Origin of the sequence: Arthrobacter sp. ES3-54 (assembly GCF_029504395.1) — a bacterium.
In the GTDB taxonomy this organism is placed as follows: Bacteria; Actinomycetota; Actinomycetes; order Actinomycetales; family Micrococcaceae; genus Arthrobacter.
On the sequence record NZ_JAQFIF010000001.1, the window covers coordinates 374,844 to 396,798 of the forward strand.

Sequence of the window (21,955 nt, forward strand, 5' to 3'; positions counted from 1 at the left end):
TACTGGCGCCGGCGCAGCACTCCCCAGGGGTCTACGCCGGCGCCAGTACTTTGTTAAGGGCCGCCCGGATGCGCTTCTCGGACACCGAATAGGCGGTCCCGAGTTCGACGGCGAAGAGGCTCACCCGCAGTTCCTCGATCATCCAGCGCACGTGGGTTAACTCCGCACCGGCTCGCCGTCCGGGCAGCAGCGCCGAGACGGCGTCGTCGTAGTCGTCCTCGAGGGCCTGGACGGCGGCCATGTGCTGGGCGTCCCGCTGGACGTTGCCCGGCAGCTTCTCGAGGCGTTTTTCGATCGCAGTGAGGTAGCGGGGCAGCTGGCTGAGCTGGGCGTAGCCCGTGCGTGCCACGAATCCCGGATACACCAGCTGTTCGAGCTGGATCTTGACGTCGTTGAGCGCGCTGATGAGGGCCAGGCTGGTGGTGCCCTTGAGCTGCTTCTCGATCCGGCGCGTGCTGGCCAAAATGCGTTCGACGACGGCGGTGACCGTGAAGACGGTGTCGATCAGCTCCGCCCGGACACTCTCGTACAGCGCCTTGAACGATGTCTCGTCCCACGGCAGTGCGGCCGGGGTGAGTTTGTCGATGGCGGCCAGGGCGCAGTCAGCGATCAAGGCCGTCACGGAACCGTGCGGGTTCTGGCTGAACGTCAGTTTCTCGGTGTTGTTCAGGTGCTCCAGAACGTAGCGGTCCGGCGGCGGCACCTTCAGGGCCAGAAGCCTGATGACGCCGCCGCGCATGGCTTCCAGCTGTTCCGACGGCGTCTGGAACAGGCGCAGCGCCACGGAGTTTCCCTCGTCCACCAGGGCCGGGTAGCCGGTGACGGTGTGCCCGCCAACGCTGCCCTGGACCTGGCGCTGGACGGTTCCGAAGGTCCAGTCCGTGAGCCCGGACTTTTCCGTGAACCCGCCCGGGGCCGCGGCTGTGGCAGCCGCCAGGGCGGCCGACGGCGACGTGCCGGCACGTGAGGTCCGGGCGTCTTTCCCATTTGCACCGGCTTTCCCTTTCACCGGTGCAGTGGTGCCCGGTGTGGCGCCGAGGGATTCCGCGATGGCCCGGCGGGTAGCAGGGGCCAGCCGCTCCTGCAGCGCGGTGAGGTCCTTGCCCTCGTCAAGCAACTTGCCGCGGGAATCCATCACCCGGAAGCTGACCCGCAAATGCGCAGGCACAGCGTCCCAGTTCCAGGACCCCGGCGGGATGACCTGTCCGCGGATCCGGCGCAGCACCAGTTCCAGCGACGGTTCGAGCTCGTCTGTGGCGGGATCGAAGTCCGCTTCCAGCGCCGCGACGGCCTGACGGGCCACATCCGGGGCAGGAACGAAGTTCTTTCGGATCTGCTTGGGCAGCGATTTGATGAGCGCTGTCACCAGTTCTACCCGCTGCCCGGGAATCAGCCAGCGGAACGCGGCGTCGTCGAGCTGGTTCAGGAACAGCACGGGGACCTCGGCGGTGACTCCGTCGGAAGGATTCGGCGGCGAACCGGGCGCCACGGGGTGGAACTCGTAGCTCAGCGGCAGCTCGAAGCCCTTGTGCAGCAGGGTCTTCGGGTAGGCCGAGTCGTCCAGGGCCGCGGCGTCCTCGCTGATCAGCAGGGACTGGTCGAAGTCGAGCAGCGTGGGGTCCTGCTGCCGCGCGTCCTTCCACCACTTGTCGAAATGCCTTTCCGAGACGACCTCCGCCCCGATCCGGGCGTCGTAGAACTCGAACAAGGTCTCGTCATCCACCAGGATGTCCCGGCGCCGCATCCGGGCCTCGAGCTCCTCGACTTCGTGCAGCAGTGCACGGTTCCGGTGGAAGAACTTGTGGTGGGTCTGCCAGTCGCCTTCAACCAGGGCATGGCGGATGAAGAGCTCGCGGCAGAGCTCCGGGTCCACCTTGCCGTAGTTGATGCGCCGGCTCGGGATGATGGGCACGCCGTACAGCGTGACCTTTTCGTGGGCCATCACCGCGCCCATCTTTTTGGACCAGTGCGGTTCGCTGTAGCTGCGCTTGACCAGGTCGGGGGCCACCTGCTCGGCCCAAAGCGGATCGAACTTCGCCGCGACGCGTGCCCAGAGCCGGCTCGTCTCCACGAGTTCGGCGGCCATGACGAACGTGGGCGACTTCTTGAAGAGCGCCGAACCGGGGAAGATCGCGAAGCGGCTGCCGCGGGCGCCGGCGTACTCGCGTTTGCGCTCGTCGAGGATGCCGACGTGGCTCAGCAGCCCCGAGAGCAGGCTGATGTGGATGCCCTCGTGGTGGCCCACCGGATCGGCCAGGCGCTTGTTGTCCAGGCTGATGCCGAGTGGCCGGGCGAGCTGGCGGAGCTGGGCGAACAGGTCCTGCCACTCGCGGACGCGCAGGTAGTTGATGAACTCGTTGCGGCAGAGCCGGCGGAACGCCGTGGAAGACAATTCCTGCTGTTTCTCCTGCAGGTAGTTCCACAGGTTCAGGTAGCCGGTGAAGTCCGAGTTCTCGTCCCGGAAACGGGCGTGCTTCTCCGCGGCGAGCTGCTGCTTATCCGTTGGGCGCTCGCGCGGGTCCTGGATGGTCAGCGCCGCGGCCAGGATCATGACTTCGCGGACACAGCCGCGCTTGCCGGACTCCACGATCATCCGGCCGAGCCTCGGGTCCACCGGCAGCTGGGCCAGTTGCTGGCCGACTGCGGTGAGTCCGCCTCCGTTTCTCCCGGCAGCAGCGCCGGCGGGCCGGCGGCCCGGGCGGCCGTCGCCGTCGTCCGCTGGTTCCTGGGCCCGGGCGCTGAGGGCGCCAAGCTCGCGCAGGAGGCTGACGCCGTCGTTGATGGCGCGCGAATCCGGCGGCTCGACGAAGGGGAAGTTCTCCACATCCTTCGGTCCCCGGGCCACGCCCATGGCGGTCATCTGCAGGATGACGGCCGCGAGGTTGGTGCGCAGGATTTCCGGATCCGTGAACAGCGGCCGCGACTCGAAGTCCTCCTCGGAGTACAGCCGGATCGCGATGCCGTCGGAGACACGGCCGCAGCGGCCCGAGCGCTGGTTGGCTGAGGCCTGGGAGACGCGCTCGATCGGCAGGCGCTGGACCTTGGTCCGGTGCGAGTAGCGCGAGATCCGCGCCGTACCGGTGTCGATGACGTACTTGATGCCGGGGACCGTCAGCGAGGTCTCGGCGACGTTGGTGGCCAGCACAATCCGGCGTTTGCTGCCGGGGTGGAAGACCTTGTGCTGCTCCTGCAGGCTCAGCCGGGCAAAGAGGGGTAGGACCTCCGTGCCGGCCAGGCGCCGGTTGGACTGGATGCGGGCGTTGAGGGCCTCCGCCGCGTCGCGGATTTCGCGCTCGCCGGAGAAGAAAATCAGGACGTCGCCGGGAGCTTCCTGGGCGAGTTCGTCGACGGCGTCGCACACCGCATCGAGCGGGTCACGGTCCTCCTCGAGCTCGTCGTCCGCGGCTGCGCCTTCTCCGGCCCCGTCTTCGGCGCCAGCACCCGCGGGCTGGGAGAGCGGGCGGTAGCGGATTTCAACCGGGAATGTCCGGCCCGACACCTCGATGATGGGGGAGGGCTCTTCCTCGGTGCCGAAGTGCTTGGCGAAGCGCTCCGGATCGATGGTGGCCGAGGTGATGATGATCTTCAGGTCCGGGCGCTGCGGCAGGATCCGCTTGAGGTAGCCGAGGATGAAGTCGATGTTGAGGCTGCGCTCGTGGGCCTCGTCGATGATGATGGCGTTGTACTTGCGCAGCAGCCTGTCGCGCTGGATTTCCGCCAGCAGGATGCCGTCGGTCATGAGCTTGACCTTGGTGGACCGGCTGACCTCGCCGGTGAAGCGGACCTGGAAGCCCACTTCCTGGCCGATCTCGACGCCGAGTTCCTCCGCGATGCGCTCGGCCACAGTGCGGGCCGCGAGCCGGCGGGGCTGGGTGTGGCCGATCAGCCCCTTCTCGCCCAAGCCGAGCTCCAGACACATCTTGGGGATCTGGGTGGTCTTACCCGAGCCGGTCTCGCCGGCGATGATGGTCACCTGGTTGGCCGCGATGGCGGCCATCAGATCTTCGCGGCGCTCGGAAACCGGTAGCTCGGCGGGGTAGGAAATATGGAATGTCATGGCTGGAGACAGTCTACTGGGGCGGACTGTCCACTGGGTGGCGACGGCGGCTGTGCAGTGCTGCTATCGGGTCCGGCTGTCCGGCCGCGTTGTTCAATTCGCGTTGTTCAGTCCCGGCGCATGTTGAGGGCCCGGCTGGATGACCGGGCCCGATGGGCGTGTGGACTAAGCGTGCGTGGACTTAGATGTTCCGCATCGTGTAGTTGATGCTCGGCAGGTCCCGGGCCATCCAGTATTCTTCCGAGCGGACGGGTGGAGTGTGGCCGAGGCCATCCTTGCGGAGGGCGGAGATCGTGGCGGTGACGCCGGCAAGAACCAGGATGATGAGGGCGATTCCGAGGAGTTCCATACCTCTATGGTTCTCCGGTCCGGGCTCTTAAAAAAGTGGCAGAAATGACCAAAAAGCTATAATTTCTGCCACTGTTCTGTCAGGATGGAGTCATGATCAAATCAGTGGCAATGATCGTGGTTCCCAACTTCTCGATCTTCGAGTTCGCGACGGCCTTCGAGGTCTTCGGCATCGACCGCTCGGACCGCGGAAGCGGCGTGCCCGCATTCGATTTCCGCGTCTGCGCCCCGGAGCCGGGCGACGTCCCGCTCAAATCCGGCCTCTCCATGCACGTCGGTCTCGGGCTGGAAGCGACTGCGGACGCCGACCTCGTGGTGATGGCGCCGTACGGCCGGGACGAGGACGTTCCGGAAGCCGTCCTGGAGGCGCTGCGGGCCGCCCATGCCCGCGGTGCGTGGGTGATGTCCATTTGTTCCGGGGCCTTCGCTCTGGCTCGGGCGGGTCTGCTCGATGGCCGCCGCTGCACCACGCACTGGCATTACTCCCAGGAACTGGCCACCCGGTACCCCGCTGTCCTGGTGGATGAAAACGTCCTCTACGTCGAAGACGGCCGGATCATTACCAGTGCCGGCACGGCCGCAGGGATCGATGCCTGCCTGCACCTGGTCCGCGTTGAGTTCGGCGCCAAGGTGGCCGCCGCCATCGCCCGGGACATGGTGGTCCCGCCGCACCGGGACGGCGGCCAGGCCCAATACATCGACCGGCCCATTCCGCAGTGCGGCTCGGAGCCCATGGAGCAGTTGCTGCAGTGGATGGTCCGGCACCTGGACGAGGAACACGCGGTCAACGAACTGGCGGCCCGGGTCCATATGTCGCCGCGGACGTTTGCGCGGCGCTTCCGCGCGGAAACGGGGGCCACCCCCGCGGCCTGGCTCAATTCCCAGCGGGTGCTGCGTGCCCAGGAGCTGCTGGAGAGCACGGAGCTCAATATCGACGAAATCGCAAGGGAGTCCGGCTTCGGGCATTCGGTCCTGTTGCGGCACCACTTTGCCAAGGCGCTGGACACCAGCCCGCAGTCCTACCGGCGCACGTTCCGGGGGCACCTGGCCACGGCATGATGGGCCCCGCAGACAGGGCGACCGGTATAGGCAACGTCTAGCCAAAGCCCGGCGACGCCGACCCCTCAGCCGCGGCCCGGGCGCATTCGACGAGGTCGCGCCACGGACCCGTCAGCGCACGCTCCGGCAGGACCGCCCGGCGCTGATCGGCCCGGATGCTGTACATGAACCGGTCCGGCTGGCCGGTTGTCCCACTGATTCCGGCGACGTCGTCCCACGGGCAGGCCTCGATCAGCGGCTGCCACCGGTCGGTGTCGTCCGGCGGCTCGGGCCGGACGGTCCACGTCCTCTTCATTCCGGCCACGCCGCCACTGCGCTGGACAGTTATCTTCATCGGACTCGGATCTCAATTGGACTCGATTTACGGGGGCTTGGCTTATCGTCGGGCCCCCGGGAACTTTACTTTCACAGTTTCCCATGCGGAGCGCACGGCGTCATGTTCCTTGGAATTGTCCCCGAACAGCTCTTTGGCAGAGGCGGCAGTGGCCTTGGCGAAGGCGCCGAACGTGGCGGTGGGGGACAGCGTGCCGCCCGTCAGCGTCTCGTACCAGATCTGTGCCGGTGCGTCCCAGGCATGGCCGCCGAGGGCCGTGGCAACCAGGCAGAACGCACGGTTGGGGATTCCGGAGTTGATGTGCACGCCCCCGTTGTCTGCCCTCGTGCGCACGTAGCCGTCCATCGAGTCCGGCTGCGGGTCCTTGCCGAGCACATCGTCGTCGTACGCCGTTCCAGGAGCCTTCATGGAACGCAAAGCGGTCCCCTGCACCTGATCCGTGAAGAGGCCTTCGCCGATCAGCCAGCTAGCCTCCGCCGTCGACTGCTTCCGGACATACTGCTCAACGAGAGCCCCGAAGACATCGGACATCGATTCGTTCAGGGCGCCGGCTTGGTTGCGGTAGACCAGCCCGGCGGAGTACTGCGTGACGCCGTGGGTGAGCTCGTGCCCGATCACGCTCAGGGATTTCGTGAACCGCTCGAAGACCTGGCCGTCACCGTCGCCGAAGACCATTTGCTGGCCGTCCCAGAACGCGTTGTCGTACAGGCGGCCGTAGTGGACCGTGGCATCAAGGCGGAGTCCTTTGCCGTCGATCGAATTCCGTCCGAAGGCTTCCGCGTAAAGGCGGTGCGTGTGCCCCAGCCCGTCATAGGCCTCATCGGCGGCGGGATCGCCGGTGGGCGGTTCGCCTTCTTTGCGGACCACGCTGCCGGGCAGCTGCTCGGCGGACTTGGCGTCATAGACCGTCCGCTCCGGCGCGGAGGGCTTGAGCTCCCGTATCTCCGGATGCCTGCCGGGCCCGGGCACTGCGCGGGAGGCCTGGAAGCTCGGGACGTGGTGCAGGGCTTCCTTTGCCCCGCGGGCGGCCTTGGAGAACTCCGGCTTTTGCTGTGCTGCCAACCGGCGGAGCATATAGGGCGGAACGATGGAACAGTACGGAGTTGGAAAGAACATTTGAGACCCCCTTCACGCTTCGGAGCGGGCAGGGTAGCCCGCTACCGATGAAAACAGCCTACGAGGGGGCACCGACAATGGGCAGGGGCACAGCCGCTGGATTTCCGCGTTCTTTGGGCGGGATTCAATGCAAAAAAACCCCGCCGTCTCAGTGAGACAGCGGGGTTTTCCCGGTGATGCCGATATTTTGTGCCCTCGATTGGAATCGAACCAACGACCTTCTGCTCCGGAGGCAGACGCTCTATCCCCTGAGCTACGAGGGCATCCAGGGATCCTGCCGTTACCAGCGGGACGTCCTAGAGCTTAGCAGGAAGGTGGCCTCCAATGGAAAACCATGGAAAACCGCCACCCATTTATGGAGACAAGTGGGGGTCAAACGCGTCTTAGGTGCGGGGTCCAGAGCATGGCGGTCCCGCGAATTGGCCGGCCCGCTCAGTAGCCGGTGAACGAATCCACGTGAATCCGGCGGGCGCCGGCGCCACGTGCCGCGGCCCGCAGCGAACTCACGCTGGCGGGCGAGCCGGAGACGAACACTTCCCGGCCGCCGATGTCGGGCACCAGTTCCTTGAGGGCCGCGGCGTCAACCCTTCGTGAGCCGGCGTCCTCCATGAAGTCCGGCGGCGCCGATCCGTCGGCAAGCCGGGCCAGGATGCGCGCACCGGAGCGCTGCAGCTCCTCGGCGTAGCCCAGTTCGGCGGCATTCTTTGCCAGGTACAGCAGGACAACGTCGCGGTCTCTGGCTGAGTCCCCGGCCGAGCTTCCAGCTGGCGCTGCGGCCAGTTGGGCCATGTACGGAGTGATGCCGATTCCGGCCGCGATAAGCAGCACGGGGGTGGCCGGATTCCGGGGCAGGAGGAAGTCGCCGTTTATCGTGGTGGCGCTGATTCCGTCGCCCGGGGCCAGGGCCAGGAGCGAGCGCTTGGCTGAAGACACCGGCTCCGCCGTACCCACCCCAATCGTCAGCAGGGCCGCGCCGGGCGCGCTGGTCAGGCTGAACACGCGCCGGATTCCCTTTCCATCACCCTTGCGGGTGCGGCTTCCGCCCGCCGTGCCTGGCGGCAGGTGCAGCTCCAGGGACTGTCCGGGAAGGAAGCGCACGCGGCGATCCGGGCGGAAGCTGAATTCCGTCGTCGTCGGCGTCAGCGGGCGGCTGGCGACGAACCGAAGCCGGACCCCGCCGCGCTGTCCAACGGCGAAGGCGAGCACGTTGCCCACGAGCAGCGCCAGCTCGGGGGAGTTGGCCACAAAGCCCAGGTTGTAGGGTACCGCGAACAGCACCCCGACGACGGCGGCCAGCGCCAGTTGCTGCCAGCGCCGCGGGGGCAAGGTGAGGGGTTCAGTGAGCATGAACCCGACGAAGAACAGCACCGGGCGCTGAGCGAACGGCTGCCACAGGGCCTCGGACAGCTCCATCCCGGCCCCCAGGAGGTCCGCGGCCACGATGGACACGGCCACCACGGTGAAGACGGCAGCCATAGCGAACTTCCCGGTCCGGTAGAGCACCAGCAGCACCCCCGGCAGCACCAGCCAGAGCATCGCCGGCGTGGCCGCCCACCAGGTGGCGATGTTGAGCCCGGTCAGCCCGGCCAGGAATGCGCCGGCCGCGGCCGGATTGAAGATGTGGCGGCCGCGCCAGGCCAGCGTATACTTCGAAGCCGAGGCCAGCACGCAGGCCAGGGCGACGCCGGCGAGCTCCGCCAGCTGGAGGCCCTGAGTCAGCTGGCTAGGCCAGAACAGGAAGTACAGCAGCAGGCCGGTGATGAGCGAGGATTCCGTGTGCGGCCGTACGTGGAAGAGTGCGGCGAGGCCCTGGCTGGAGGCGTACGTCAAGCCAAGGCACAGGGCCAGGTGAGCCAGCATTTCCGGGAGCCCGAACGTCAGCCAGCCCAGCACGTTGAGCAGCAGGCTGTAGCCGGCCAGGACGGCCAGGACCCACAGCACCAGCCGGTACATGGTGAGCCGGCCCAAAGCGGTGTCCAGCCTCGAACCGAGGGCAGTGGTGGTGATGGCAGTCATGAAAACAGGACCCCTTCAAAATCGGCTGAATATTCCGCGTGCCCGTCCGAATAGGCCGTGAGCCAGGCGAATTCAAACTCCTGCTCCAGCCGCGGACCGTCTACAAAGAACAATGCGGTGGCGAGCGCATCGGCAACCATAGCGGACCCGGCCATGGCCCAGCTGGCGACGACGCTGCGCACCGGCGCTCCCGTGGTGCCGTCCAGGACATGATGGAACCCGTCGCCCCAGGCCCGCCGGTTGGCGGCGGAAGCGCAGAGCGCGCCGGCCCCCAGCTGGACGGTGCCGATGGCCCGGGTGGGATCGTAGGGATGCTCGAGGGCAACCGCCACCGGATCCGGGCCCGGATTCAGCAGGTCCCCGCTGGCATCGATGAAGTGCTCGGCGCAGCCGCCGTCCCGGAGCTGGGCGGAGAGCAGATCGGCCAGCTGCCCCTTGCCGGCCGCGCCGACGTCGATCACAACCGGAGCCGTGGTGGTCAGCGCGGTGCCCTGCCAATCCAGCACCTCCTCCCAGCGCGGCGCTGGAACCGGCGCACCGCCCGGGCGCAGGGTGTAGTTGGCGTCGTAGCCCAGGCGCTCCAGGCTGCCGCCGATGAGCGGGGTCATGGCACCCCCGGTGAGCCGGTACAGCGTGCCGTAGAGCTCGGCCAGGGCGGCTGACTCGGCGGGCAGCTCATAGCGGCCAGGGGTTCGGGCGGCGTCCGCAAGGAGCGAGTCGGGCCGGAACCGGGACCACGCGGCGTCGTACCTCTCCACCGTGGCGAGCAATTCACGGCGGTGTTGGCCGGAGAGCCGGGACGGCGTGGATATCTCCCAGCGGGTCCCGATCCCGTCAAAACTGAAGTGCGTCCAGCCCGGATGCAGCACGATTCCTCTGTCCCTGTCGGGCTATTGGGCCTGGGCCTGTGTCTTGATATCCGCCACGGCCCGGTTGAAGCCGCCGCTGGTCAGCGAGGATCCGGCCACTTTGGACACCTTGATCTCGTCGAGCTTCTTGCCCACCACCTGGGCCTGGATGCCGCTGGCGAATTCACCCTGGAATTTGCGGGTGTTCGGATTCGACGGGTGCTGCGTGATCTTCACGTCGGACACGGCACCGCTGGCCAACGTCAGCTCCACGCCGACGGTCTCAGTGCCGTTGGGCGACTTGTAGTTCCCGTCGGCACTGAATGTGCCGTCCTTGTAGGAACCGGTGCTGGCAGCGGACTCGGACGCCGGGGGCGCGGCCTCGGCGGCCGGCGCCTGTGCCGACGGGGCGCAGCCAGCCGCAGTTCCGGCCACGGAGAGGCCGGCAATGCCGACGAGGACGCTCTTGCGGAAGGCGGTATTCATGCGGGACTCGATTCTTTGCGGGAACTCGGACAGCGAACAATGTGCAGGCATTTCAGGGTTGCAGACGTTGATTTCAGGGTAACGGTTCAGCCTTGGTGCCAGGCACTGACCACCTTGGGTTTTCCCGGAGCCTGACCCCAGCCGTCATGCCAGGCACCAGATTCCGCCACACACGGGCCCACCGGTAGGCTAGAAGTGTGACCCCAGAAGAACTCTCCCTCGCCATTTCCGCCTGCCTGAAGGACGCTGTCTCAGCCGGTGACATCGCCCTTTCCGCAGCCGACATCCCGGATGAGGTGCGTGTGGAGCGCCCGAAAAACAGGGACCACGGGGACTGGGCCACCAACGTCGCCCTCCAGCTGGCCAAGAAGGCAGGCATCAACCCGCGGGAGTTCGCGTCCGTCCTGAGCGCCCGGCTCAATACGATCGCCGGCGTGTCCGCGGTGGACATCGCCGGCCCCGGCTTCCTGAACATCACCGTGGACGCTGCTGCCGCCGGTACCCTCGCCAAGGCGATCGTCGAGGCAGGTGCCGCCTACGGCACCAACACCGCGCTCGCCGGGCACGTGGTCAACATGGAGTTCGTCTCGGCCAACCCCACCGGCCCGCTGCACATCGGCCACACCCGCTGGGCCGCCCTCGGCGACGCGATCGCCCGCGTCCTCCGGGCCTCCGGCGCCGACGTCACCGCCGAGTACTACATCAACGACGCCGGCTCCCAGATGAACGTCTTCGCGAACTCCGTGTTCGCCCGGCTGCATGGCCGGGACGTGCCCCAGGGCGGCTACCCGGGCCAGTACATCGCGGACCTTGGCCACGAGGTGCTCACCGAGCACCCGGACATCCGCGAACTCACCGAAGTGGCGGCCCTGCCCGTGATCCGGGGCGCCGCATACAAGGCACAGATGCGCGACATCAAACAGACGCTGGCCGAGTTCGGTGTCGACTTTGATGTCTACTTCTCCGAACAGGAGCTCCACGACGCCGGCGCAATCGAAGACGCCGTCGCCCGCCTGCGCGCACAGGGCCATGTCTTCGACGACGGCGGCGCGGTCTGGCTGCGCACCACCGACTTCGGCGATGACAAGGACCGTGTGATGGTCCGCGCAAACGGTGAGCCGACGTACTTCGCTGCCGACGCCGCCTACTACCTGTCCAAGAAGGACCGCGGCTACACCGAGAAGATCTACCTCCTCGGCGCCGACCACCACGGCTACATCAACCGGCTCAAGGCCATCGCGGCCGCCGCGGGCGATGACCCCGAGGTCAACATCGAGGTCCTGATCGGCCAGCTGGTCTCCGTCAACGGCGCCAAGCTGTCCAAGCGCGCCGGCAACATCATCGAGCTCAAGGACCTCATCTCCTGGCTCGGCAAGGACGCCGTCCGGTACTCGCTCGCCCGGTTCCCGGCCGATTCGCCGCTGACGCTGGACCCGGACCTGCTGAAGAAGCACAGCAACGAAAACCCGGTGTTCTACGTCCAGTACGCCCACGCCCGCTCCCGCGGTGCCGCCCGCAATGCAGTGGCCGCAGGCGTCGAGCGCCGTGTGGACGGCAAAGACAGCTTCAATGCCGCCCTGCTGGAGCATCCCACCGAAAACGAGCTGCTCTCGCACCTGGGCAGCTATCCCTCGATCGTGGCCAAGGCCGCCGAGTTGCGCGAGCCGCACCGCGTGGCCCGCCACCTCGAAGTCATCGCCGGCGCCTACCACCGCTGGTACGACGCCTGCCGCGTGGCACCCTTGGGCGAGGAACCCATCACGGACACCAACCGCACCAGGCTGTGGCTGAACGATGCCACCAGCCAGGTGCTGGCCAACGGTCTGGAACTGCTGGGCGTCTCGGCGCCGGAACGGATGTAACCGCCATGACGTCAAAATCAGGACAGCCCGCCAACACAGGACAGCCGGCAAACACAGGACAGTCGGCCGACGCCCGCAACACCGGCAATCCGGGCTCACCGCTCGCGCCGGACTGGCTCGAGGTGCCTGCTGACCTCAACGCCCTCCACGAACCGCTGTGGGCGGGCGGGGTCACGCGGAACGACGCCGGCGAGCTCACCATCGAGGGGCTGACGGTCAGCGAGCTGCAGCGCCAGTACGGCACGCCACTGTTCGTGCTGAGCGAGACCGACTTCCGGGCCCGGGCCCGGGCATTCAGCGACGCGTTCAATGATGCCTTCGCCGATATTTGCGGGGGAGTGGACGTCTACTATGCCGGCAAGTCCTTCCTGTGCACCTCGGTGGTCCGCTGGGTCGAGGAGGAGGGGCTCCGCCTGGACACCGCATCCGGCGGCGAACTCGCCGTCGCTTTCCGGGCCGGCATCCCCGGCGCCGACGTCGCCCTGCACGGGAACAACAAGTCCGACGGCGAAATCCACCGGGCCCTGGACATGCAGCTGGGCCGGATCGTGGTGGACAGCCTCGACGAACTCGAACGCGTCGCCGCGATCGCCGCCAACCGGGGTGACACCGCCAGAGTGATGCTGCGGCTGACCCCCGGGGTGCACGCCCACACCCACGAATTCATCGCCACTGCCCATGAGGACCAGAAATTTGGGCTCTCCATGGCCGGGGACTCCACGGACCAGGCCGGGCTGTCCGCCGCAGAGGAAGCGGTGGCCGCGGCGACCGGGCACGCGAGCATCGAGCTGCTGGGCCTGCACTGCCACATCGGCTCCCAGATCTTCGAACCGGACGGCTTCGCCCTCGCCGCGGAGAGGCTGCTGGACTTCCTTGCAGCGATGCAGTCGAAGTACTCCATCGTGCTGCCCGAACTTGACCTCGGCGGCGGCTACGGGATCGCCTACACCCCCGTTGACACCCCGCGCCCGGCTGCCGAGATCGCGCAGGCGATGGCCGCCGTCGTCCGGTCCAAGTGCGCTGCACTGGACATCACCGCCCCCCGGATTTCGATCGAACCCGGCCGCGCGATCGTCGGAAGCACCACGTTCACGCTGTACGAGGTCGGCACGCTCAAGACCGTCCGCGTGGATTCCCCCGGTTCCGGGACCACAGCTGGGGCCTCTACCGGCGAGAATGCCGGCGAGGACGTTACGTATCCCCGCCGGTATGTGTCGGTGGACGGCGGGATGAGCGACAACCCCCGGCCGGTGCTGTACGACGCGGATTATTCGGCGATTCTCGCCTCGCGGAGCTCCGATGCGGCGCCGCAGCTGTCCCGAGTGGTGGGCAAACATTGCGAGAGCGGCGACATAGTTGTTAGAGATGTATATCTGCCCGAGGACGTGGCAGCCGGTGATCTGCTTGCTGTACCGGGGACCGGCGCCTACTGCTGGGCCCTGTCAAGCAACTACAACTATCTGGCCCGGCCGGGCGTAATCGCTATCAGCGACGGATCTGCCCGGCTCATTGTCCGCGGGGAAACCGAAGAAGATCTGCTCAACCGCGACATGGGAGTCTGAATGACCGAATTGCGAACCCTGAAAGTGGCCCTGCTGGGCTGTGGCAACGTTGGGGCCCAGGTTGCGCGGATTCTCATTGACGACGCCGAGGCCCTCGCCGCGCGCACGGGCGCCCGGCTGGAGCTGCAGGGCATCGCGGTGCGCAACCTCGATGCCGAGCGCGACGTCGAACTGCCGCAGGAGCTGTTCACCACTGACGCCGAAGTCCTTGTCAAGGACGCCGACGTCGTCATCGAGCTCATGGGCGGGATTGAGCCGGCCCGGACCCTGATCCTGACTGCCATGCGGCACGGTGCCTGTGTTGTCAGCGGCAACAAGGCGCTCCTGGCCCAGGACGGTCCCACGCTGTACGAGGAGGCGGACAAGGCCGGCGTGCAGCTCTCCTACGAGGCAGCGGTGGCCGGCGCCATCCCCATCCTGCGGCCCATCCGCGACAGCCTGTCCGGCGACCGGATCACCCGGGTGCTCGGGATTGTCAACGGCACCACCAACTTCATCCTCGACCAGATGGACTCCACCGGCGCGCAGTTCGCCGATGCGCTGGCCGAGGCCCAGCGCCTGGGCTACGCGGAAGCCGACCCCACTGCCGACATCGAAGGCTACGACGCCGCAGCCAAGGCCGCGATCCTTGCTTCGCTGTCCTTTCACACGCGGTTCGCCCTGGAAGACGTCTCGTGCGAGGGCATCACGTCGGTCACCGCGGCGGACATCGCCGCCGCCAAGGAAGCCGGCTTTGTCATCAAGCTGCTCGCGATTGCCGAGAAACTGGATGACGAGGACGGCAAAACCGGCGTCTCGGTCCGCGTCCACCCCACGCTGCTGCCCCGCGAACACCCCCTCGCCGCCGTCCGCGGTGCGTTCAACGCCGTCTTCATCGAAGCCGAGAACGCCGGCGAGCTCATGTTCTACGGCCAGGGCGCCGGCGGCACCCCGACGGCGTCCGCCGTGCTGGGCGACCTCGTGTCGGCGGCCCGGCGCATTGTCCTCGGCGGCCCCGGCCGGACCGAAACCACCACGGGGCACGTGCCCCCGCTGCCCATCGCCGCGGCCGTCACGAGCTACTACATCGGACTCGACGTCGCGGACCAGCCCGGCGTCCTGGCCCGGATCGCGCAGCTCTTTGCGGAGCACGGCGTGTCCATTGAAATCATGCGGCAGACCATCCACCGCGACGCCGACTCCAACGTGGAGTCGGCCGAGCTGCGGATCGTGACTCACCGTGCACGCGAAGCCGCACTTGCAGCAACCGTCGAGGCCGTCAGGCGCCTGGACGTCATCAATTCCGTCACATCCGTACTCCGGGTAGAAGGAGTCTAAGTGGCTCACCAATGGCGCGGTGTCATCCGCGAATACGCTGATCGTCTTCCTGTCACGGAAGCCACCAAGGTCATTAGCCTGGGCGAGGGCGGCACCCCGCTCGTGCACGCCCGCCAGCTCTCCGAGCTGACCGGCAGCACCGTGTACCTCAAGGTCGAAGGCATGAACCCGACCGGTTCCTTCAAGGACCGCGGCATGACCATGGCCATGACGGCAGCGGTGGCCGCCGGCGCCAAGGCCGTGGTCTGCGCCTCCACCGGCAACACCTCAGCGTCCGCCGCCGCCTACGCGACGGCGGCCGGGCTGCAGTGTGCGGTGCTGGTTCCCGAGGGCAAGATCTCCATGGGAAAGCTGAGCCAGGCAGTCGCGCACGGAGCCACCCTGCTCCAGGTGGACGGCAACTTCGACGACTGCCTCGACATCGCCCGCAAGCTCGGCGAGTCCTACCCGGTGTTCCTGGTCAACTCCGTCAACCCGGCCCGGATCGAAGGCCAGAAGACGGGTGCCTTCGAAGTGGTGGATTCGCTCGGCGACGCCCCGGACTTCCACGTGCTTCCGGTGGGCAACGCCGGCAACATCAGCGCGTACTGGAAGGGCTACAAGGAGTACGCCGCGGTATTTGAGTCGCCCACCGCCGGGTCGCTGCCTGCCGTGTCCACCAAGACCCCTGTTATGTGGGGCTTCCAGGCCGCAGGGGCGGCGCCCTTCGTGGCCGGCCACCCGATCACCGAGCCGGACACGATTGCCACCGCCATCCGGATCGGCAACCCGGCCTCCTGGGACACCGCCGTGGCGGCCCGGGATGAATCCGGCGGCGTTATCGAGGCCGTCACGGACGAGGAAATCCTGTCCGCACACCGTTGGCTCTCCGCCCGGGAAGGCGTCTTCGTGGAGCCCGGCTCCGCTGCCGGCGTCGCCGGACTGATCAAAAAGCACGCGGCCGGGGAAGTACCGGCCGGCAAGACGATCGTGATCACCGTGACCGGTCACGGCCTCAAGGACCCGCAGTGGGCCCTGCGCACCGAGGACGGCAGTGACGTGCAGCCGGTCAAGGTCTCCAACGACGTCGTCACCGTCGCCGCAGCACTGGGACTGGAAGAAAAATAACGTTGGAAACAACCCTCACCGTCCCGGCCGAATCAGCTGCCGGCTCGCCGGCCGTTCCGGCGGGTCAGCTGGTCACCGTGCGCGTGCCGGCAACTAGCGCCAACCTGGGCCCTGGGTACGACAGCCTTGGCCTGGCGCTCACGCTGCATGACACGCTCACCGTCGAAACCTTGGCCAGCGGTGAACTTGAATTCGAGCTCAGTGGCGAGGGTGCCGAGTCCCTGCCCCGCGATGCGACGCACCTGGTGGTCAAGGCCCTCACCGAGGCACTGCACCGCCTCGGATTCCGGCACGAAGGCCTGCGGATCACGGCGGACAACGTCAACCCGCACGGGCGGGGCCTGGGTTCCTCGGCGTCGGCCGTGGTGGCGGCCGTCAGCGCCGCGAATGCCTTGGTCCCGGAGACCTCGCGGCGGGGCAGGGACTGGATCCTGCAGCTCACGAGCGAAATGGAAGGCCACCCGGACAACGTGGCACCCGCCATTTTCGGCGGACTGGCGCTGTCATGGCAGGACAGTGACCAGTACAGCAGCACGTGCGCGTCCGTGGCCGCCTCGGTCATCCCAGTTGTTGCCGTGCCGGACTACGAACTCTCCACTGAGGCCGCCCGGGCGCTCTTGCCGGCATCGGTGGGCCACCATGCCGCGGCCATGAACTCGGGGCGCGCGGCCCTGCTGATCCATGCCCTGACCGCCAACCCGGAGTTCCTGCTGCCCGGCACCGAGGATTACCTGCACCAGAGCTACCGCGCCCAGGCCATGCGGCCCAGTGCCGAGCTGATCGGTGCGCTGCGCCGGGCTGGGCACGCCGCCGTCGTATCCGGCGCCGGACCCACCGTGCTGGTGCTGGCCAACGGAGAAGCGGAAGCCCGTGAGGTGGTGGACTTCATCGGCGCCCACACCGCGGGCAACACGCCGGAAGTAGGCTGGCGCGTGATGAAGCTGGCCGTGGACGTTGAAGGTGCTAAAGTGGAAGTGCACCGGCGGTAAATACGCAGGCGGTAAATTTAGTAACCGTTGTAAGACCGCGATGTTGGCCACGTAGCCTCTCTCATCTTTCACTGCGCAATATTTTCCGGTGCCACCTGCTTTCGGTCTGACGCAGGAATCAGCAGATTTGTTCTGCCCCCTGAAACTCAGCCCGCCGTTCCTCATTTCTCGGATCGTGCATGGTGAAGCAGTATCCGGCCCTGCTGGCCGAAATCCATCCGGCAAGGCCGAAAATCCCGGCTGCAGATCTGAACTGCAGCCCAGATCAAATCACCGCGTCCAGCTCTTAGCCTGGACGCCGTCGAGGGGGAAGGATCCTTCGTGACCGAAACCACTGAGCTGTCTCCGGCTGTGGATACATCTTCTGCTGCCGAATCAACGGCAGCACCCGCCAAGAGCAGCGGCCTTGCAGGCCTCAAGCTCGCCCAACTCCAGGCCCTCGCCAGCCAGCTGGGCATCTCCGGCGGTTCCCGCATGCGCAAGGGTGATCTGGTCACGGCCATTTCCGCCCACCGCGCAGGCACCCCGGTAAGCAAGGCTCCGGCCCGCGCTGCCGAAAAGGCGAGCGATAACGGCACTGTTTCCCGCGCAGCCGCCCCGGCAGCGGCGCCCGCCGCCGACGACGAGTCCCCGGCAAGGGAAACCACCGCCCAGGAAAGCCCCCGCGCCCGCCGCGGCCGCAGCCGCCGTGCAGGCAGCGACGGCGTCGTCACGGCGCCCGCCGCTGAGGCACCCGCCGCCGCGGTTGAAGCCCCCGCGGTTTCCACCGACGCCGGTGCCCGGGAATCCGCCACTGCGGAATCCGGTACGGAATCCGGTGACCGCACGCGGCAGCCGCGCACCCGCAACCGCCGCCGCGGGGAAGCTGCAGCCCAGGGCACCGAAGCCGCTGGCCAGAACGCCGTCGAGGTCCAGGCTGAACAGCCCGCCACTGAACAGCGTGAACAGCGCACAGAGCAGCGCGAACAGCGCACTGAGCAGCGTGAGCAGCGCACTGAGCAGCGCGAACAGCGTGAGCAGCGCCAGGCCGAGCCTAGCGAAGACGGCCAGCGCCGCGACACCCGCACCCGTGGCGGCCGCGACGAAACCGCCGGCAGCCGCGAGAACACCCGCGACACTGATGATTCTGACGGCGGAAGCCGCCGGAACCGCCGCAACCGTCGTGACCGCAACGACCGCGGTGACCGCCAGGGCCAGCAGGACAGCCGCGACAACTCCTCGCGCAACGACCGCTTCCGCGACCGCAACGACCGCCGCCGCGGGCGTCAGCAGGGACCGGACGTCGACGACGTCGAGGTCACCGAGGACGATGTCCTCCTGCCGGTCGCCGGTATCCTCGACGTGCTCGAGAACTACGCGTTCATCCGCACCTCCGGTTACCTGCCGGGCCCGAACGACGTCTACGTCTCGCTCGCCCAGGTCAAGAAGTACAACCTGCGCAAGGGCGACGCCTGCGTCGGTGCCATCCGTGCACCCCGCGAAGGCGAGGACCGCAGCCAGCAGTCCGCCCGCCAGAAGTTCAACGCCCTGGTCCGCGTCACCTCGGTGAACGGCAAGACGCCGGAAGAACTCAAGGACCGCGTCGAATTCGCGAAGCTCGTCCCGCTGTACCCCTCCGAGCGCCTGCGCCTCGAGACGGACCCGAAGAAGATCGGCCCCCGCGTCATCGACCTCGTGGCCCCGATCGGCAAGGGCCAGCGCGGCCTGATCGTTTCGCCGCCGAAGGCCGGCAAGACGCTCATCTTGCAGTCCATCGCCAACGCCATCACCACCAACAATCCTGAGGTCCACCTCATGATGGTGCTTGTTGACGAACGCCCCGAAGAAGTCACGGACATGCAGCGCACCGTCAAGGGCGAGGTCATTGCCTCCACCTTCGACCGTCCCGCCGACGACCACACCACCGTGGCCGAGCTCTCCATCGAACGCGCCAAGCGCCTCGTGGAAATGGGCATGGACGTTGTGGTGCTCCTGGACTCCATGACCCGCCTGGGCCGTGCCTACAACCTGGCAGCACCGGCTTCCGGCCGCATCCTGTCCGGTGGTGTGGACTCCGCCGCGCTGTACCCGCCGAAACGCTTCTTCGGTGCAGCCCGCAACATCGAAAACGGCGGCTCGCTGACCATCCTGGCCACCGCGCTCGTCGAGACCGGTTCCAAGATGGACGAGGTCATTTTCGAAGAGTTCAAGGGCACCGGCAACATGGAACTTCGCCTGTCCCGCCAGCTCGCGGACAAGCGCATCTTCCCGGCAGTGGACGTCAACGCGTCCGGTACCCGCCGTGAGGAAAACCTGCTTTCCCCCGAGGAAGTCAAGATCATGTGGAAGCTGCGCCGCGTCCTGTCCGGACTCGAAACGCAGCAGAGCCTTGAGCTGCTGACCAACAAGATCCGGGAGACCCAAAGCAACGTCGAGTTCCTCATGCAGGTGCAGAAGACGACGCTTGGTGCGAAGTCCGATAACGACAAGTAGCTAAGTAGGGGCGGGGAGCGGATTCCTCGCGTGGTTCGCCGCGCGGGTTGTCCGCCCCCGCCCCTTCGCGTGGAGGCTCGATCCTGACGGATCGGCGCCTCCACGCTCTGGCAGGCCCGCAAGAACGATGACGAGGGCCCCTACCTGAGCTTGCGAAGGTTGGGAGTCATCGATCGCACTCCCGGGGCGGAAAACCCGCGCGGCGCATGCGCTGCTACGCCGGCGGGTCCGATGCCGCCCTCTGGGCGGCAGAAAACCGAACGGCTTCGCTGTTTGCCCACCTTCGCTGTCGCGTTACTAGACTTGAGAGAGTCGAAAGAGGTTTGAAAATGTTTGAGTCCGTACAGGGCCTGTTGGATGAGCACGACTCTATCCAGGCGCAGCTGGGCGATCCTGCTGTTTATGCTGACCAGCGGCTGGCCCGTAAGTTGGGGCGGCGTTCTGCTCAGCTGAACGGCATCGTGGAGGCTTACCACCGCTGGGAAGCCATCAGCGATGACCTGGCGGCTGCCAAGGAAATGGCGGACGAGGACCCCGAGTTCGCGGCGGAGGTACCCGAGCTGGAGGCTGCGCTGGAGACGGCGGCCGCCAAGCTGCGCCGGCTGCTGATCCCGCGCGACCCGGACGATGCCCGCAACGTGATCCTTGAGGTCAAGGGCGGCGAGGGCGGCGACGAGGCTGCCCTGTTCGCCGCGGACCTCCTGCGGATGTACAGCCGTTACGCGGAATCCCGCGGCTGGAAGACCGAGATCATCTCCGCCACCGAATCGGACCTTGGCGGTTACAAGGACGTCCAGATGGCCGTCAAGGGCAACTCGAACGACCCGGCCGAGGGCGTGTACGCCCGCCTCAAGTTCGAGGGCGGCGTGCACCGGGTGCAGCGTGTCCCTGTCACCGAATCCCAGGGCCGCATCCACACTTCGGCCGCCGGCGTCCTGGTGCTGCCCGAGGTGGACGAGCCCGAGGAACTCGAGATCAACCAGAACGATCTCAAGATCGACGTTTACCGCTCCTCAGGCCCCGGCGGGCAGTCGGTCAACACCACCGACTCCGCTGTGCGCATCACCCACCTTCCCACGGGAATCGTCGTCGCGATGCAGAACGAGAAGTCGCAGCTGCAGAACCGTGAGGCCGGCATGCGCGTGCTGCGTGCCCGCATCCTGGCACACCAGCAGGAGCTGATCGATGCCGAGAACTCGGCGCAGCGCAAGTCGCAGATCCGCACCATGGACCGCTCCGAGCGCATCCGCACCTACAACTATCCGGAAAACCGGATCGCGGACCACCGCACCGGTTACAAGGCCTACAACCTGGACCAGGTCATGAACGGCGACCTGGAACCGGTGATCCAGTCGGCCATCGAACTGGACGAGCAGTCCCGGCTCGACGCCATCGGCGAATAGGCACGGGTCACTGGTGATGACAGCAGGCGATGGTCCGAGCCTCGCGGAGGCCGTCAGCGAGGCGACGGCGGTTCTCGCGGCGGCCGGCGTGCCCAGCCCGCGCGTGGATGCCGAGCTCCTGGCCGAGCACCTGCTTGGCGTCGGGCTCGGCCGGCTGCGCGCCCTGATGCTCGGCGACTCGCCGGCGCCGGAGGGCTATGCCGACCTCGTTGCCGAGCGGGCACAACGGATCCCGCTGCAGCACATCACAGGCGTGGCGCACTTCCGCTACCTCGAACTTGCCGTCGGTCCCGGCGTGTTTATCCCGCGGCCGGAAACCGAATCCGTGGTGCAGCTGGTGCTGGACTGGCTCAAGGGCAGGGGCGGGTTGGCGCACCCCAAGGTGGTGGACCTGGGCACCGGATCCGGCGCGATCGCAGGATCGATCGCGCACGAGGTTCCCGGCGCGGAAGTCCATGCGGTGGAGTACAGCGAATTCGCGCACGCCTGGGCGGCGAAAAACCTGGCTCCCCTGGGCGTCCACCTCATCCGCGGCGATCTGCGCGACGCGCTGGGCGAACACAACGGCACCTTCGACGTCGTCGTCTCCAACCCGCCTTACATTCCCGCCGAAGCGATCCCGAACGAACCCGAAGTGGCGCTGCACGACCCGCCCGAGGCGCTCTACGGCGGGGGAGCGGACGGGATGGAACTTCCGACGGCGGCGGCTGCCTCGGCTGCCCGGCTGCTGGCCCCCGGCGGCTACTTCGTGATGGAGCACGCCGAAGTCCAGTCGGAATGGATCGCCGCGATGCTCAACCGCGCCGGGGTGTTCTCCGAGGTGACCACGCACCGCGACCTCAACGGCAAGGACCGTGCCACCAGCGCCGTGCTGACACAGTCAGAACTGACACAGTCAGAGCTGACATCGCCAGGACAAACACTGCCGGCCCTGACGCCGTCGAAAAAATCGTGTCACAAGTGATGAAAGAATAGGCCA

Annotated in this window: 16 protein-coding genes and 1 tRNA gene; 9 read left to right on the forward strand and 8 right to left on the reverse strand. The window is 67.1% G+C overall.

From position 1 onward, the window contains the following. Positions 1–31 precede the first annotated feature (31 nt). Complete coding sequence (gene hrpA, locus M2428_RS01810) at positions 32–4,057, reverse strand: ATP-dependent RNA helicase HrpA (protein WP_277523037.1); 4,026 nt, start codon at positions 4,055–4,057, stop codon at positions 32–34. Between the two features lie 181 nt (positions 4,058–4,238). Next, the gene (locus M2428_RS01815) at positions 4,239–4,406 is read right to left on the reverse strand and encodes a hypothetical protein (RefSeq protein WP_164468553.1); all 168 of its coding nucleotides are present in this window, start codon (positions 4,404–4,406) and stop codon (positions 4,239–4,241) included. A 92-nt stretch (positions 4,407–4,498) separates the two neighbouring features. Between M2428_RS01815 and M2428_RS01820 the strand changes: the two genes are divergently transcribed. After that, the gene (locus tag M2428_RS01820; RefSeq protein WP_277523039.1) at positions 4,499–5,464 is read left to right on the forward strand and encodes a helix-turn-helix domain-containing protein; all 966 of its coding nucleotides are present in this window, start codon (positions 4,499–4,501) and stop codon (positions 5,462–5,464) included. A gap of 37 nt (positions 5,465–5,501) precedes the next feature. On the opposite strand, the gene M2428_RS01825 is transcribed toward M2428_RS01820, so the two are convergent. From M2428_RS01825 to M2428_RS01850, 6 genes are all read right to left on the reverse strand, one after another. Next, entirely contained in the window at positions 5,502–5,798 is a 297-nt protein-coding gene (locus M2428_RS01825) for a protealysin inhibitor emfourin (protein ID WP_277523041.1), read from the reverse strand. 42 nt (positions 5,799–5,840) lie between these two features. Then, positions 5,841–6,914 carry a M4 family metallopeptidase gene (locus M2428_RS01830; protein WP_277523043.1) on the reverse strand — a complete coding sequence of 358 codons (1,074 nt, stop codon included), beginning with the start codon at positions 6,912–6,914 and terminating at the stop codon, positions 5,841–5,843. A gap of 190 nt (positions 6,915–7,104) precedes the next feature. Then, positions 7,105–7,177, reverse strand: a tRNA-Arg gene (locus tag M2428_RS01835). A gap of 169 nt (positions 7,178–7,346) precedes the next feature. Then, a complete protein-coding gene (locus M2428_RS01840; RefSeq protein ID WP_277523045.1) occupies positions 7,347–8,930 on the reverse strand; it encodes an FAD-dependent oxidoreductase in 1,584 nt (527 codons plus the stop codon). Continuing rightward, entirely contained in the window at positions 8,927–9,799 is an 873-nt protein-coding gene (locus M2428_RS01845; protein WP_277523047.1) for an FAD:protein FMN transferase, read from the reverse strand. The genes M2428_RS01840 and M2428_RS01845 overlap by 4 nt, the downstream gene beginning before the upstream one ends. A gap of 21 nt (positions 9,800–9,820) precedes the next feature. Then, complete coding sequence (locus M2428_RS01850; protein ID WP_277523049.1) at positions 9,821–10,264, reverse strand: hypothetical protein; 444 nt, start codon at positions 10,262–10,264, stop codon at positions 9,821–9,823. A 197-nt stretch (positions 10,265–10,461) separates the two neighbouring features. On the opposite strand from M2428_RS01850, the gene argS reads away from it, so the two are divergent. From argS to prmC, 8 genes are all read left to right on the forward strand, one after another. Further along, on the forward strand, positions 10,462–12,126 hold the full coding sequence (gene argS / locus M2428_RS01855) for an arginine--tRNA ligase (protein WP_277523051.1): 1,665 nt from the start codon (positions 10,462–10,464) through the stop codon (positions 12,124–12,126). Between the two features lie 5 nt (positions 12,127–12,131). Further along, on the forward strand, positions 12,132–13,688 hold the full coding sequence (gene lysA / locus M2428_RS01860) for a diaminopimelate decarboxylase (RefSeq protein WP_277523053.1): 1,557 nt from the start codon (positions 12,132–12,134) through the stop codon (positions 13,686–13,688). Next, entirely contained in the window at positions 13,689–15,005 is a 1,317-nt protein-coding gene (locus tag M2428_RS01865; RefSeq protein WP_277523054.1) for a homoserine dehydrogenase, read from the forward strand. It begins immediately after the preceding gene. After that, on the forward strand, positions 15,006–16,112 hold the full coding sequence (thrC, locus tag M2428_RS01870; protein WP_277523055.1) for a threonine synthase: 1,107 nt from the start codon (positions 15,006–15,008) through the stop codon (positions 16,110–16,112). A gap of 2 nt (positions 16,113–16,114) precedes the next feature. Next, positions 16,115–17,101: a homoserine kinase gene (gene thrB / locus M2428_RS01875; protein WP_277523057.1), complete on the forward strand. Its 987-nt coding sequence runs from the start codon at positions 16,115–16,117 to the stop codon at positions 17,099–17,101. A gap of 321 nt (positions 17,102–17,422) precedes the next feature. After that, positions 17,423–19,573, forward strand: a complete 2,151-nt coding sequence (rho, locus tag M2428_RS01880; RefSeq protein ID WP_277523059.1) for a transcription termination factor Rho — start codon at positions 17,423–17,425, stop codon at positions 19,571–19,573. 329 nt (positions 19,574–19,902) lie between these two features. Continuing rightward, on the forward strand, positions 19,903–20,976 hold the full coding sequence (gene prfA, locus M2428_RS01885; RefSeq protein ID WP_277523060.1) for a peptide chain release factor 1: 1,074 nt from the start codon (positions 19,903–19,905) through the stop codon (positions 20,974–20,976). Between the two features lie 16 nt (positions 20,977–20,992). Then, entirely contained in the window at positions 20,993–21,940 is a 948-nt protein-coding gene (gene prmC, locus M2428_RS01890; RefSeq protein ID WP_277523062.1) for a peptide chain release factor N(5)-glutamine methyltransferase, read from the forward strand. Positions 21,941–21,955 lie beyond the last annotated feature (15 nt).